Here is a 14,649-nt window from a genome sequence, read left to right on the forward strand (position 1 = left end):
GCGGATTACTCCGCCGCCACGCCCATGCGCATGCGCTCCATTTCCTCAAGCGCACGACGGTATTCGACCGGCATGACCTTGCGGAATTTCGGACGGAACTCGCTCCAGCGGTCGAGTATATCCTTGGCGCGTGCAGAGTTGGTGTAGTGGAAGTGATTGGAAATCAGCTGGTAGAGCCGCTCCTCGTCGTGACGCGTCATGTCCTCGGAAACGTCCACACGTCCCTTGTGCATGAGGTCGCCGCCGTGATGGTGCAGCTTTTCCAGCATGTCGTCTTCTTCCGGAACCGGCTCCAGCTCGACCATGGCCATGTTGCAGCGGGTGGCAAAGTCGCCCTTCTCGTCGAGAACATAAGCCACGCCGCCGGACATGCCGGCCGCGAAGTTACGGCCCGTCTCGCCGAGCACCACGACAATACCGCCCGTCATATATTCGCAACCGTGGTCGCCGACACCTTCGACAACCGCGACCGCGCCGGAGTTGCGCACTGCAAAGCGCTCACCCGCAACACCGCGGAAATAGCACTCGCCGGTGATGGCGCCGTAAAGAACGGTGTTGCCGACAATGATCGAGTTTTCCGCGACGATACGGGTGTTTTCCGGCGGACGCACGATGATGCGGCCACCCGAAAGACCCTTGCCGACATAGTCGTTGCCGTCACCCACCAGATCGAAGGTGATGCCGCGAGCGAGAAACGCACCGAAGGACTGGCCCGCCGTACCGCGCAGCGTCACATGGATCGTATCGTCCTTGAGACCCTTATGGCCCCAGCGCTTCGCCAACGCGCCCGAAAGCATGGCACCGGCGGAACGATCGACGTTCTTGATCGGTACTTCGAAGACCACGGGCTCGCGGTTTTCCAGCGACGGCAGAGACTTCTCGATCAGCTTGCGGTCGAGAATGTCGTCGATCGGATGCTTCTGGCGTTCGGTCCAGAAGGTCGCTTCCTTGGGAGCCTCGACCTTGTGGAAGATGCGGCTGAAATCCAGCCCCTTTGCCTTCCAGTGCGCCAGCATCTCATCCTTTTCGAGCAGTTCCGAAGCGCCGATGATCTCGTCCAGCTTGGTCACGCCCAGGGAGGCGAGGATTTCGCGCACTTCTTCGGCAACGAAGAAGAAGTAGTTGATGACGTGTTCCGGCGTGCCCTTGAAGCGCTTGCGCAGAACCGGGTCCTGCGTCGCGACGCCCACGGGGCAAGTGTTCAGGTGGCACTTGCGCATCATGATGCAGCCGGCCGCAATCAGCGGCGCGGTTGCAAAGCCGAATTCATCAGCACCCAGAAGCGCGCCGATGATGACGTCGCGGCCCGTTTTCAGACCACCATCCACCTGCAGCGCGACGCGCGAGCGAAGACCGTTCAGCACCAGCGTCTGCTGGGTTTCGGCAAGGCCGATTTCCCATGGTGAACCCGCGTGCTTCAGCGACGTCAGCGGCGAAGCACCCGTGCCGCCATCGAAACCGGAAACGGTGATATGGTCGGCGCGCGCCTTGGCGACACCGGCCGCAACCGTCCCGACACCGACTTCCGACACCAGCTTTACCGAAACATCGGCTTCCGGGTTGACGTTCTTCAGGTCGTAGATCAGCTGCGCCAGATCTTCGATGGAATAGATATCGTGATGCGGCGGCGGCGAGATGAGACCGACGCCCGGTGTGGAGTGGCGGGTCTTGGCAACCGTCGCATCCACCTTGTGGCCGGGCAGCTGGCCGCCTTCGCCGGGCTTGGCACCCTGCGCGACCTTGATCTGAAGCATATCGGCATTGACCAGATATTCCGTCGTCACACCGAAACGACCAGACGCGATCTGCTTGATGGCAGAGCGTTCCGGGTTCGGCTTGCCATTGAGCAACGGCAGATAACGGTCGGATTCTTCGCCGCCCTCACCCGTGTTGGACTTGCCACCAATGCGGTTCATGGCGATGGCGAGCGTCGTATGCGCCTCGCGGCTGATGGAGCCGAAGGACATGGCGCCCGTCGAGAACCGCTTGACGATGTCTGCCGCGGGTTCGACCTCATCGATGGAAACAGGCTTGCGACCGAGCGCTTCCGCAGACTTGATGTTGAACAGGCCGCGAATGGTGTTCATGCGCAACGCCGTCTCATTCACCATGCCGGCAAATTCGCGGTAGCGGTCCTGGCTGTTGCCGCGCACCGCATGTTGCAGCGAGGCAACCGCATCCGGCGTCCAGGCGTGGCTTTCGCCGCGCATGCGATAGGCATATTCACCGCCGATATCGAGCGTATTGGCAAGGATCGGATCCTTGCCGAAAGCCGCCGTGTGGCGCGCCACGGTTTCTTCGGCGATTTCCGTCAGGCCCACACCTTCGATGGAGGTAGCGGTGCCGAAGAAATATTTCTCGACGAATTGCGACGACAGACCGACGGCATCGAAAATCTGAGCGCCACAATAGGACTGGTAGGTGGAAATGCCCATCTTGGACATGACCTTCAGGATGCCCTTACCGACAGCCTTGATGTAACGATAAACGACTTCGTCGTCGGACACTTCCTTCGGGAAGGCGCCGTGCTTGTGCATGTCGAGAAGTGTATCGAAGGCGAGATAGGGGTTGATCGCCTCCGCGCCATAACCGGCGAGCAGGCAGAAATGGTGGACTTCGCGTGGCTCACCGGTTTCCACGACGAGGCCAACCGAGGTGCGCAGACCCTTGCGGATCAGGTGATGGTGCACGGCGGCCGTCGCCAGAAGTGCCGGGATCGCGATGCGATCAGGGCCAAGCTGGCGGTCGGAAAGTACGATGATGTTGTAACCGCCACGAACGGCCGATTCCGCCCGCTCGCAGAGGCGGTCGAGCATTTCGGGCATACCTTCCGCACCGCGCTCCACATCATAGGTGAAGTCGAGCGTCTTGGTATCGAAGCGGTCTTCCGTGTGGCCGATGGAACGGATCTTTTCCAGATCGCCATTGGTCAGGATCGGCTGGCGCACTTCCAGACGCTTGGCGCGGGCTGCCCCTTCGTGATCGAGCAGGTTCGGGCGTGGACCGATGAACGAGACGAGGCTCATGACGAGCTCTTCGCGAATCGGATCGATCGGCGGGTTGGTGACCTGCGCGAAGTTCTGCTTGAAATAGGTGTAAAGCAGCTTCGACTTGTCCGACATGGCCGAAATCGGCGTATCGGTACCCATCGAACCGATGGCTTCCTGGCCGGTCGTCGCCATCGGCGACATCAGGAGCTTGGTGTCTTCGCTAGTGTAACCGAAGGCCTGCTGACGGTCGAGCAGCGACACGTCGCGGCGCAGCGCGCGCGGCTCCACCGGCTTCAGATCCTCAAGGATGAGCTGGGTGCGGTCGAGCCAGCTACGATACGGATGCTTGGCGGCAAGCTCGTGCTTCACTTCCTCGTCGGAAACGATGGAGCCCTTTTCCATATCGATCAGCAGCATCTTTCCGGGTTGCAGACGCCACTTCTTGACGATGCGCTCTTCCGGCACGGGCAGCGTGCCTGCCTCAGACGCCATGATGATGCGGTCGTCATCGGTGACGAGGTAACGCGCCGGGCGCAGACCGTTGCGGTCGAGAGTCGCGCCGATCTGCTTGCCGTCGGTGAAGGCGACGGCAGCCGGACCGTCCCACGGTTCCATCAGCGCTGCATGATATTCGTAGAACGCCTTGCGTTCGGCGGACATGGACTGGTTGCCGGCCCAGGCTTCCGGGATCAGCATCATCACGGCATGGGCCATGGAATAACCGCCGCGCACGAGGAACTCGAGCGCGTTGTCGAAGCAGGCCGTATCCGACTGACCCTCGTAGGAAATCGGCCAGAGCTTGGAGATGTCATCGCCGAACAGCGCGGAGGAAACCGACGCCTGACGCGCCGCCATCCAGTTGACGTTGCCGCGCAGCGTGTTGATTTCGCCGTTATGGGCGACCATTCGGTAAGGGTGCGCCAGTTTCCAGGACGGGAAGGTGTTGGTCGAAAAACGCTGGTGCACGAGGGCGACAGCGGATTCGAAGCGCGGATCGGCGAGATCCTTGTAATAGGCGCCCACCTGATAGGCGAGGAACATGCCCTTGTAGACGATGGTCGAGGAGGAGAGAGAAACGGGATAGAAATCCTGCGTTTCCTTGCCGCCGCCCTCGTCATAGATGCGGTTGGAGAGAACCTTGCGGATCAGGAACAGCTTGCGCTCGAAATCGGCATTGCTCGCGGCGTCGCGGCCGGCGCCGATGAAGACCTGCACGTGGTGCGGTTCGGTCGCGGCGATATCCGGCGCCTTGGAAAGCGAGGAATTATCGACCGGCACATCGCGGAAGCCGAGGAACTGCTGCCCCTCTTCGCCGATAACGTCGACGATGACCTTCTTGTAGTGCTCGATGCGGGAAGGATCGCGCGGCATGAAGATATGGCCGACGGCGTATTCACCCGCCTTCGGCAACGTCACGCCCTGCGTCGCCATCTCCTCACGGAAGAAACGATCAGGAATCTGCACCAGAATGCCCGCACCATCACCCATAAGCGGATCAGCGCCGACAGCGCCACGATGCGTGAGGTTTTCCAGGATGAACAGGCCGTCCTTGACGATCTGGTGCGACTTTTGGCCCTTCATATGGGCAACGAAGCCGACGCCGCAGGCATCATGTTCATTAGCCGGATCGTAAAGACCCTGCCTTTCCGGCAAACCGCCCGCGAAACGCGCTTTCGCAGAAACGGGCGCAGCCGCAGCCGCGGTGGGACAGTCTGTTGTCAGGGTGGCGGCAGCGGTGTTCGCCTGCGGCTTGTTCGTCATTTGTGTCCCTCCTGCAAAATTACTTGCATGGTTTCATGCGAAGATCCGGCTCGACACGAATTTTCGCTTCCCGCAAAACTCGCATTCAACCCGGCTTTGGTCAATTTAGGACAGCAAAGCTGTCTCAATTCAGTAGGATTTTGGCAGAAACGGGCGGATTTAGCAAGGGTGCGAATCCAATTAGTGAAAGCCGCATTTCGCAGCGAAGTTTCGATACTGACCTATTGCGCGAAACTTTCTTGTCGCAAAGCAGGTCGACCCGTTGCTTTCATTACCGGATTTGCCAATCTCAATGTTCCGACCTAGAACTTTCCCCGTTATCGCTTCGAACAGCCCGACCAGAACCTCAGCTATCGGAAAGCCTTCAGAGATGTTTTTTGCTTCAGACAATTGGGCTGGCGCCCATCCGGCCGTCAACGAACGGCTTTCGCGGGAATCCACACGCTTTGCCGCGGCTTATGGCACCAGCGAACTCGATCTTTCCATCGAAAAGCGCTTCAACGAGATTTTCGAACGCGAAGTCGCGGTGTTTTTCGTCGCGACCGGCACGGCGGCCAATTCGCTCTCGCTGGCCAGCATCGCCCGCGCCGGCGGCCTGACCTTCTGTCACTCCGAAGCGCATGTGATCGAGGACGAGTGCGGCGCGCCGGATTTCTTTTCCGGCATGCGCATGGTCGCCGTCGAGGGGCCGAACGGCAAGATGCTGCCGGAGAACCTCATTGAGCGTATTGCGCGTTATCCGCAGGATGCCGTGCATCACGGCCGCGCCGCAGCCATCACCATGACGCAGGCGACCGAGGCCGGCACGGTCTACACACTCGATGAAATCGATGCCATCGCCAAAATCGCAAAAGACAATGGCCTGCCGCTGCATATGGATGGCGCGCGTTTCGCCAATGCGCTGGCCGCACTCGGCACCACACCCGCCGAAATGACCTGGAAACGCGGCGTCGACGTCCTGTCTTTCGGCGGCACGAAAAATGGCTGCTGGTGTGCGGAAGCGATCGTCTTCTTCGATCCCTCGCTCGCCAGGGATTTCTCCTTCCTGCGCAAGCGCACCGCCCAGCTTTTCTCGAAATCGCGTTTCATCGCCGCGCAATTCGAGGCCTATCTGCAGGACGACCTCTGGCTCGGTCTCGCCAGCCACGCCAACGCCATGGCCAATCGTCTGCGTGCCGGTTTCGCTTCGCTGAACAGCGCCCGCCTTGCATGGCCGACTCAGGCCAATGAAGTTTTCGCTATTCTTCCAAAGGCCGCCGCAGAAGCCGCCACGGCAAAGGGTGCAAAGTTCTATGACTGGCTGGAGCCGCGCGATATGCCGGAAAATGTCGGCAAGGACGAAGTGCTGATCCGCATGGTCACGAGCTTTGCCACGACAGAAGCCGATGTGGACGAATTCCTGTCGATCTGCGCCGCCGTTTAAACTATCGCAGGGCGTCGCCTTGCGGCGCCCTCACACCTCCTGCAGCCGGTAACCGACACCGGTTTCCGTCAGGATATAGCGCGGCTGATCCGGGGTTTTTTCGATCTTCTGCCGAAGCTGGCGCACATAGACGCGCAAATATTGCACGTCGGTCAATTCGTCCCACACATGTTCAAGCAGGAAACGGTGGGTCAAAACCTTCCCGGCATGCTGCACCAGAACCCGCAGGATGTCATACTCCTTGGGTGAGAGCTTCACCTCCCGGTCCTCCACCTTGACGATACGCCTGACCAGATCGACGGAAAGATCACCGGTCTGAAACACCGGCCTCTCCCCCTGGCTTTGCAGACGATGGCGCAGGGCGACACGGATGCGGGCGACGAGTTCGTTCATGCCGAAAGGCTTGGTGATGTAGTCATCGGCCCCCAGCTCCAGCGCCTTGACGATACCCGCCTCATCCGTGCGGCTGGAGAGGATGATGACCGGCAGCGCCAGCCCTTCGCCGCGCCATTTCGCCAGAAGATCATGCCCCGACATATCCGGCAGGCCGAGATCGAGAACGACGAGATCGGGCTTGTCCTCGCTGACCAACTCCATGGCGACCTTGGCGTTCATCGCCTCGCTCACCGCATATTCTTGGGTCGACAGCCCTACGCGCAAAAGCTTGCGGATCGGCGGTTCGTCGTCGACGATCAGAATACGAACGGCGGAATTGGTCATTCCCGATCTCCTTCAGCGGCATGATCGCTTGTCGTCGGCAATCGCGCCTTAATCATGATCGATCACCGGAGCTCCGGAGGAAATCGGCAGACTGACGGTAAATTGCGCACCGGTACGGCCTGACCTGTTTTCCGCGTGGATCGAACCGCCCATGGCCTCGATAAACCCCTTGCAGATGGATAGTCCCAGGCCGGTTCCGGCCTGCACATGATCCGCCTTGCGCACGCGGTAGAAGCTGTCAAACACCCGCTCCGTATCGTCAGGTGGAATACCCGGTCCCGCATCGGCCACGGAGAGGAAGATATTCTTGCCCTGCCGCCAGCCGCGAATCTCGATGGCGGTATGTTCGGGAGCGTATTTGGCGGCATTGTCGATGAGATTGAACAGGACCTGTTCGAAAAGCACGGGATCGACCTTCAGCATCGGCAGGTCGGAGGGAATATCCAGAACGATCTCATGCCTGGCGACGATTTTGGCGGCGCGCGACAGTGCGGTTCCAACCATATCGCCCAAGAAATGCAGACCGTAATTCGGCTCCATCGCGCCCGAGCCGATCCGCGTCATATCAAGAAGATTGGAGATGAACCGGTTCAGCCGCTCGGATTCCTCAATGATCGTCGAAAGCAGTTCGGCGCGCGCATCCGGCGGGATGTCCTCGGCGAAATCCTTCAACGTTCCGGCCGAACCCAGAATGGCCGCAAGCGGTGTTTTAAGGTCGTGGGAAATGGACGTCAGGAGCGCGGTGCGCAGCCGGTCGGTTTCCGCCGCAAGCCTTGCCCGGTCGACATCCGAGACAAGCTGGATTCGCTCGATAGCGAGCGCCGCCTGATCGGCCAGGGCATCGAACAGCCGCTGCTGTTCCGGCGTCAGAAGCGGACCGAGCCGGTCATCGTCCAGTCCCACCACGCCGACGGCGCCGCTGCCGGTGCGTAGGGGCAGGTAAAGACGTTTGGCGCCAGGAAGCGTATCCGCGCCCCTGCCAGCGGCCTTGTTATGTTCCCAGGCCCATTGCGCGGCGGCAATATCGGCATCCCCCAGCGTGTCGTCCGGCGGATATCCCGCCTTGACCATGATCGTATTGTTTTCCGGTAAAAGCAGAACGATCCGAACCTTCAGCATCGAGGCCATCTGAAAAGCAGCCGCCCACAGCACGTCGTCCAGCGTTCCCGTCACCGAAAGCTTCTTGGAGAACAGATATAAATCTTCCGTCGTTCGCGCTCTTGCCCGCGCGGCGGCGGCCTGTCTTTGCACGGCCGCCGTGAGATTGGAGGCGACAAGCGCCACGCCGAGATAAAACAGCAGCGCCACGACACTTTCCGGATCGCGAACAGTCAGGGTGTAACGCGGCTCGAGGAAGAAAAAATTGAATGCAAAAGCGCCGAGCAGGGAAGCATAAAGCGCTGGCCCCAGCCCGCCGCGTACGGCGGCGGCCAGAACCGCCATCAGGAACACCAGCGCCAGATTTCTGACATCGAGTGTCTGGTCCAGCACGATGCCGGCCACGATCGCCAAACCGACGAACAGGGTGCTGTTAAGATAGGGTCGTATAGAAGGATGAGATTGCGCCGAGGCCGGCTTTGCGGCCTGGCCCAGTTTCTCTTCTTTTTTATCGCCGGAAATGACATGAACGCTGATATCGCCCGCATGGTCGATCAGATCATGCGTCAGCGAACGCTGAAAAATCCGCTGCCACCAGGATTTTCGCGGGCGGCCGATGATGATGTGGGTGAAATTATTGGCGTTGGCGTAGGAGACGATTTCCCGTGTGAGATCAAGCGCCGGCAGGGTCACCGTCTCGCCGCCGAGCTGCTGGGCAAGCCGCATCGCGCCGGCCAGCCGGTCCTTCTCCAACTCTGACAATTGTTGCGAACGCGGCGTATCGAGATGCAGTGCCGTCCAGGGTGCGCGTAGGCGATCCGCCTGCCGGCGGGCATAACGCACCAGCCCCGGGCCGTTGCTGCCATGGTCAAGGCAGACCAGAACCCTGTCTCCTGCCGCCCAAGGGCCGGAAATGGCGTGGGACTGCATGTGGTTGAGCAATTGCTCATCCACCCGTTGCGCGGTGCGCCGGAGCGCAAGCTCCCGCAGCGCCGTCAGATTGCCGCGCGAGAAATAATTCTCGATGGCACGCCGGGCGGTGCGGGGCAGGTAAACCTTGCCATCCTGCAGCCGTTTGATCAGATCGTCTGGCGTAATATCGATTATTTCGACATCGTCGGCCCGGTCGATGATGCTATCGGGCACCGTTTCACGAACACGGATGCGGGTGATCTGCGCAACGACATCGTTCAGGCTTTCGACATGCTGGATGTTCAGCGTCGTATAGACGTCGATTCCCTGCGCCAGAATTTCCTGAACGTCCATGTAGCGCTTGGGGTGGCGGCTGCCGGCGGCATTGGTGTGGGCAAGTTCATCGACCAGAACCAAGGCGGGACGACGGGCGAGAATGGCGTCGAGATCCATCTCCTCCAGCGTCTGGCCGCGATAATCGATGCGCTTCCGCGCAACGATCTCGAAGCCCTGCACCAGCGTTTCGGTTTCCTTGCGGCCGTGCGTTTCCACAACGCCGATGACGGTGTCGACACCATCCGCTAGCTTCGCACGGCCGGACATCAGCATTTCATAGGTCTTGCCGACGCCGGGCGCCGCCCCTAAAAAAATCTTCAGCCGGCCCCGCGCCTCGCGCCGGGCGTGTTCCAGCAGCGCATCGGGCGATGGTCGGCTTGGCATATTGCTGATATCGTCAGGCATTGAACCCACCAGTGGTCGAGGCTATGGCTTGCGAACAAGCCATAGCCATTTCAGTTCATGAGCCGGCTTCGTCAAGAGCCATGTTGAGCGCCAGCACATTCACGACCGGCTCTCCCATAAATCCGAGTTCCGGTCCTTCCACATGGCGTTCTACGATAGCGCGAAGTGCGGCCTCATCCATGCCCCTTGCCCTGGCGACACGCGGAACCTGGAAATAGGCGGCCTCTGGCGAAACATGCGGATCAAGGCCGCTGCCCGAGGCCGTCACCAGATCGGCCGGCACCTCAGCTGTCGGATTTTCGGTTTTCGCCGCCTCGTAATCCTGCTTCACCCGGTCAATGAGCTTTGCGCTCGTCGGACCGAGGTTGGAGCCGGAAGACGAAGCAGCATTGTAGCCGTCGCCGGCGGCCGACGGCCTGCCATGGAAATATTTCTCGCCGGTGAAAGCCTGCCCGATCAATTGCGATCCGACGACAGTGCCATTCTTCTCGATCAGGCTGCCATTCGCCTGAACGGGAAAGATCGCCTGTGCGAGGCCCGTCATGCCCAGCGGATAGGCGAGGCCGGTGATGGCCGTGGTGGCAAGGATCAGCACCAGTGCGGGACGAAACTGTCTAAACATTGTCTTTACTCCTCAAGCAAGACCGAGCGCCGTAATAGTGAGGTCGATGGCCTTGATGCCGATGAAGGGAACGATGATGCCGCCGAAGCCATAGATGACCAGATTGCGCGACAGCAGCGCCCCCGCGCCGATCGGCCGATATTTGACGCCTTTCAGCGACAGCGGGATCAACGCGATAATGATGAGCGCGTTGAAGATGATGGCAGAGAGGATGGCGCTCTGCGGTGTCGAGAGCCCCATGACGTTCAGGACGCCAAGCTGCGGATAGAGCGCCAGGAACATTGCCGGGATGATGGCAAAATATTTTGCGATATCGTTTGCGATGGAGAACGTCGTCAGCGCACCGCGCGTCATCAGCAATTGCTTGCCGATTTCGACGATCTCGATGAGCTTGGTGGGGTCGCTGTCGAGATCGACCATATTGCCCGCCTCACGTGCCGCCACCGTGCCGGTATTCATGGCAACGCCGACATCGGCCTGCGCCAGCGCCGGCGCGTCGTTGGTGCCATCGCCGCACATGGCGACAAGCTTGCCCTTGGCCTGTTCCTCGCGGATAAGCTCCAGCTTGTTTTCCGGTGTCGCCTGGGCGAGGAAATCATCGACGCCGGCTTCCGCTGCGATGGCGGCGGCCGTCATCGGATTGTCCCCGGTGATCATCACGGTGCGGATGCCCATGCGCCGAAGCTCCGCGAAACGCTCGCGAATGCCACCCTTGACGATATCCTTCAGCTGCACGACGCCGAGCAGCTTTCCATCCCGCACGACGGCGAGCGGCGTGCCGCCTGTCTTGGCGATCTCTTCCGCAATTGTCCGGATGCCGCGTGCGGCGTCCGTTTCGGTTTTGACGGCAACCGCCGCATTGCCCTGTTGCGAAGCGCCGCCGTTGACGTAGGCGAGAACGGCGTCGACTGCGCCCTTGCGGATGGAGGAGCCCTCAAAATCGACACCGCTCATGCGGGTCTGGGCGGTGAAGGGTACGAAATTCGCATGCAGTTTCTGCATGTCACGGGCGCGGATGCCGTATTTTTCCTTGGCGAGAACCACGATGGAACGGCCTTCCGGCGTTTCGTCGGCAAGGGAGGCAAGCTGCGCTGCATCGGCCAGTTCCTGCTCGGAAACGCCGGCAACGGGGCGGAATTCGGTTGCCTGCCGGTTACCAAGCGTGATGGTGCCGGTCTTGTCCAGCAACAACGTATCCACATCGCCGGCCGCCTCGACGGCGCGGCCGGACATGGCGAGCACGTTGAAACGCACCAGCCTGTCCATACCGGCAATGCCGATGGCGGAGAGAAGAGCACCGATAGTGGTGGGGATAAGCGTCACGAACAGCGCCACCAGCACGATGATGGGGATGGAACCGCCGGCATAGGATGCAAAGCTCGGAATGGTCGCGGTGGCCAGCACGAAAATCAGCGTCATGCCGGCGAGCAGAATGTTGAGCGCGATCTCGTTCGGCGTCTTCTGGCGTTCAGCACCCTCAACCAGCGAAATCATCCGGTCAAGGAAGGTGGAGCCCGCGGCGGCCGTGATGCGAACCCTGATCCAGTCCGACAGCACCTGCGTACCGCCGGTGACGGCAGAGCGATCACCGCCGGATTCACGGATGACGGGAGCGGATTCGCCGGTGATTGCCGCCTCGTTGACGGAGGCGACACCTTCGATGACCTCTCCGTCGGAGGGAATGATATCGCCGGCCTCGACGAGAACGACATCGTTCACCTTCAGGCCGGCGCCCGCCACCATCTTATACTGGCTGCGGTCATCGCCGGTGAGCAGTTTCGCCTGGGTTTCGGTGCGGGTCCGGCGCAGTGAATCCGCCTGCGCCTTGCCGCGCCCTTCGGCGACGGCTTCCGCGAAATTGGCGAACAATACGGTGAACCAGAGCCAGAGATTGATCTGGAAGGAAAACCCGAGATTGTCGCCACCCATGATGAAATCGCGGATGAACAGCACTGTTGTCAGCACCGACACCGTCGCGACCACGAACATGACCGGGTTGCGGGCCAATGTGCGCGGATTGAGTTTTTTGAATGCGGCGGCGATGGCCGGAACGAGAATGCGAGAATCAAGGATGCTCGCTTGTTTGGACTGGCTCATGAAGAGGCTCCAGCGTTTGAAACGGGGCGACCGATAAAGATCGATCAGCCCGTGATAACTTCGAGAGCGACGACGGCGGCGACAAGAGCCGCCATCATCGCGAGAATGACATTGGAAGCGCACCAGCCGCCGGGCGTCGCGCTCCCCCTGCCGGGAGCGCCTTTCCGGATGGAAACGACGCGGTTACTTCGGGATTTGTCGTCGTTCATGGCATCACCTCAGAAGACCTGGCCTACCGCCATCGCCAGATGTTCGGCAACTGGGCCGAGTGCCAGCGCAGGCAGGAAGGTAAGGCCGCCGACAATCAGGATCGTGCCGACCAGCAGACCAACGAAAAGCGGGCCATCCGTCGGGAAGGTGCCAGCCGAGGCCGGAACGGTCTTCTTGGCGACCAAGGAACCGGCAATGGCGAGTGCTGGAATGATAACCAGAAAACGGCCCATCAACATGCCGAAACCAAGCGTGATGTTGTACCAGGTCGTATTGCCGGTAAGCCCGCCGAAGGCGGAGCCGTTATTGGCGGCCGCCGAGGTATAGGCATAGAGGATTTCGGAGAAGCCGTGCGGCCCCGCCGTTCCTATCGACGCCACGGCCGAAGGCAGAACAGTGGCCATTGCCGTGAAGAAAAGCATGGCGAGCGGCAGGCAGAGAATGGCCAGAACCGCCATCTTCATTTCCTTGGCCTCGATCTTCTTGCCGAGATATTCCGGCGTCCGCCCGACCATCAGCCCCGCCACGAAGATGGCGATGACGATGAAGAGCAGAATGCCGTAAAAACCAGCGCCGACACCGCCGACGATCACTTCGCCCAGTTGCATATTGATAAGCGGGATTAGACCACCCAGCGCCGTGAAGCTGCCATGCATGGCATTGACCGCACCGCACGAGGCCGCGGTGGTGATGACCGCGAAGAGCGACGAGAGCGCCACGCCGAAACGGGCCTCCTTGCCCTCCATATTGCCGCCGGCAAGACCGAAGCCATGCATCAGCGGATTTCCAGCCGCTTCCGCCCAATAGGTGACGGCGACGCCGGCGATGAACAGCACGCCCATGGCGGCGAGGATCGCCCAGCCCTGACGCTGGTTGCCGACCATGCGGCCGAAAACATTGGTGAAGGCTGCCCCGATAGCGAAGATCGACACCATCTGGATCATGTTGGAAATGGCGTTGGGGTTTTCGAATGGGTGCGCGGAATTGGCACTGAAGAAGCCGCCGCCATTGGTGCCCAACATCTTGATCGCCAATTGCGACGCCACGGGCCCGACGGCAATGGTCTGCTTTGCGCCTTCCAGCGTCTGCGCATTAACATAGGCGCCGAGCGTCTGTGGCACGCCGAGCCAGACGTAAACGAGGGTCAGCACGATGCAGAAGGGTAAAAGCACGTAGAGGGTCGCGCGGACCATATCCACCCAGAAATTGCCGATCGCCTTGCCGGAAGCACGCGAAAAAGCGCGGATGAGGCCGATGGCTATGGCCATGCCTGTTGCGGCGGAGACGAAGTTCTGCACGGTGAGACCGGCCATCTGGGTCAGATAGGACAGGGTGCTTTCCCCGCCATAGTTCTGCCAGTTGGTGTTGGTGACGAAGCTGACCGCCGTATTGAAGGACAATTCAGGCCCGACGGCCGGCATCGCCTGCGGATTGTAGGGCAGCACGGCCTGAAAGCGCATCAAGGCGTAAAGCAGGGCAAAGCCGAAGAGGTTGAAGAGAAGCATGGAGAAAGCATAAGTCGTCCAGTGCTGTTCCTCGCGCTCGCTTGTTCCTGCAAGGGCATAGAGGCCACGCTCTACGGGTGCGATAACCGGCGACAGCAGGGTGCGGTCGCCATTAAAGACGCGCGCCATATAGAAGCCGAGCGGCTTCACCAGCGCAAAAATGATCCCGCAAAACAGCAGAATCTGAAACCATCCATTGAGGGTCATGGTACTTTAACTTTCAATAGCCGCCGCTTCCCGATCAGAAGCGTTCGGGGCGAATGAGAGCATAGGTGAGATAGGCGGCGATAAAGACCGTGACAGCACCGCTCAAGATATAGTCGAATGTCATCGCAGCCTCCGTCTAAAGCCGGTCGCAGGCGCGCGTATAGGCAAAGCAGAGGGCGAAAAACACCGTGGCTGCACCGATCAGAACAACATCCATCATCGATGGGACTCCTTTTTAATCGAGGAGCCGTACAGGAAGAAAAGCGCCGTCATGTGGGACGTCGCTTTTCAATCTTTCTGGCTGGAAAGGGAACACCATCCCTTCCCGAACAGAAGAATGCACCCGAACCGCATAAAGGTTCG

9 protein-coding genes are annotated in these 14,649 nt (G+C 60.3%); 1 reads left to right on the forward strand and 8 read right to left on the reverse strand.

Going from position 1 to position 14,649, the window contains the following annotated elements:
• Positions 1–5: 5 nt before the first annotated feature.
• Positions 6–4,751, reverse strand: coding sequence for a glutamate synthase large subunit (gene gltB, locus O9X91_RS15885; protein WP_142913484.1), 4,746 nt, complete (start codon positions 4,749–4,751; stop codon positions 6–8).
• A gap of 370 nt (positions 4,752–5,121) precedes the next feature.
• Here gltB and O9X91_RS15890 point away from each other — a divergent pair, with 370 nt between their 5' ends.
• Complete coding sequence (locus tag O9X91_RS15890) at positions 5,122–6,174, forward strand: threonine aldolase family protein (RefSeq protein WP_077983514.1); 1,053 nt, start codon at positions 5,122–5,124, stop codon at positions 6,172–6,174.
• Positions 6,175–6,204: 30 nt separating this feature from the next.
• Here O9X91_RS15890 and O9X91_RS15895 read toward each other — a convergent pair whose 3' ends face one another.
• The 7 genes from O9X91_RS15895 to kdpF are packed head-to-tail and all read right to left on the reverse strand — an operon-like array spanning position 6,205 to position 14,410.
• The gene (locus O9X91_RS15895; protein WP_077983515.1) at positions 6,205–6,894 is read right to left on the reverse strand and encodes a response regulator transcription factor; all 690 of its coding nucleotides are present in this window, start codon (positions 6,892–6,894) and stop codon (positions 6,205–6,207) included.
• Between the two features lie 48 nt (positions 6,895–6,942).
• On the reverse strand, positions 6,943–9,645 hold the full coding sequence (locus O9X91_RS15900; protein WP_142913485.1) for a sensor histidine kinase: 2,703 nt from the start codon (positions 9,643–9,645) through the stop codon (positions 6,943–6,945).
• Positions 9,646–9,700: 55 nt separating this feature from the next.
• Positions 9,701–10,267, reverse strand: a complete 567-nt coding sequence (gene kdpC, locus O9X91_RS15905; RefSeq protein ID WP_269833604.1) for a potassium-transporting ATPase subunit KdpC — start codon at positions 10,265–10,267, stop codon at positions 9,701–9,703.
• Between the two features lie 12 nt (positions 10,268–10,279).
• The gene (gene kdpB, locus O9X91_RS15910) at positions 10,280–12,364 is read right to left on the reverse strand and encodes a potassium-transporting ATPase subunit KdpB (protein WP_077983518.1); all 2,085 of its coding nucleotides are present in this window, start codon (positions 12,362–12,364) and stop codon (positions 10,280–10,282) included.
• Between the two features lie 44 nt (positions 12,365–12,408).
• Positions 12,409–12,573 carry a hypothetical protein gene (locus O9X91_RS15915; protein ID WP_162854292.1) on the reverse strand — a complete coding sequence of 55 codons (165 nt, stop codon included), beginning with the start codon at positions 12,571–12,573 and terminating at the stop codon, positions 12,409–12,411.
• A gap of 9 nt (positions 12,574–12,582) precedes the next feature.
• Complete coding sequence (gene kdpA / locus O9X91_RS15920; protein ID WP_142913486.1) at positions 12,583–14,286, reverse strand: potassium-transporting ATPase subunit KdpA; 1,704 nt, start codon at positions 14,284–14,286, stop codon at positions 12,583–12,585.
• 34 nt (positions 14,287–14,320) lie between these two features.
• The gene (gene kdpF / locus O9X91_RS15925) at positions 14,321–14,410 is read right to left on the reverse strand and encodes a K(+)-transporting ATPase subunit F (protein ID WP_003506089.1); all 90 of its coding nucleotides are present in this window, start codon (positions 14,408–14,410) and stop codon (positions 14,321–14,323) included.
• Positions 14,411–14,649 lie beyond the last annotated feature (239 nt).

It is taken from the genome of Agrobacterium salinitolerans (assembly GCF_027498475.1).
GTDB classification, from domain to species: domain Bacteria; phylum Pseudomonadota; class Alphaproteobacteria; order Rhizobiales; family Rhizobiaceae; genus Agrobacterium; species Agrobacterium salinitolerans.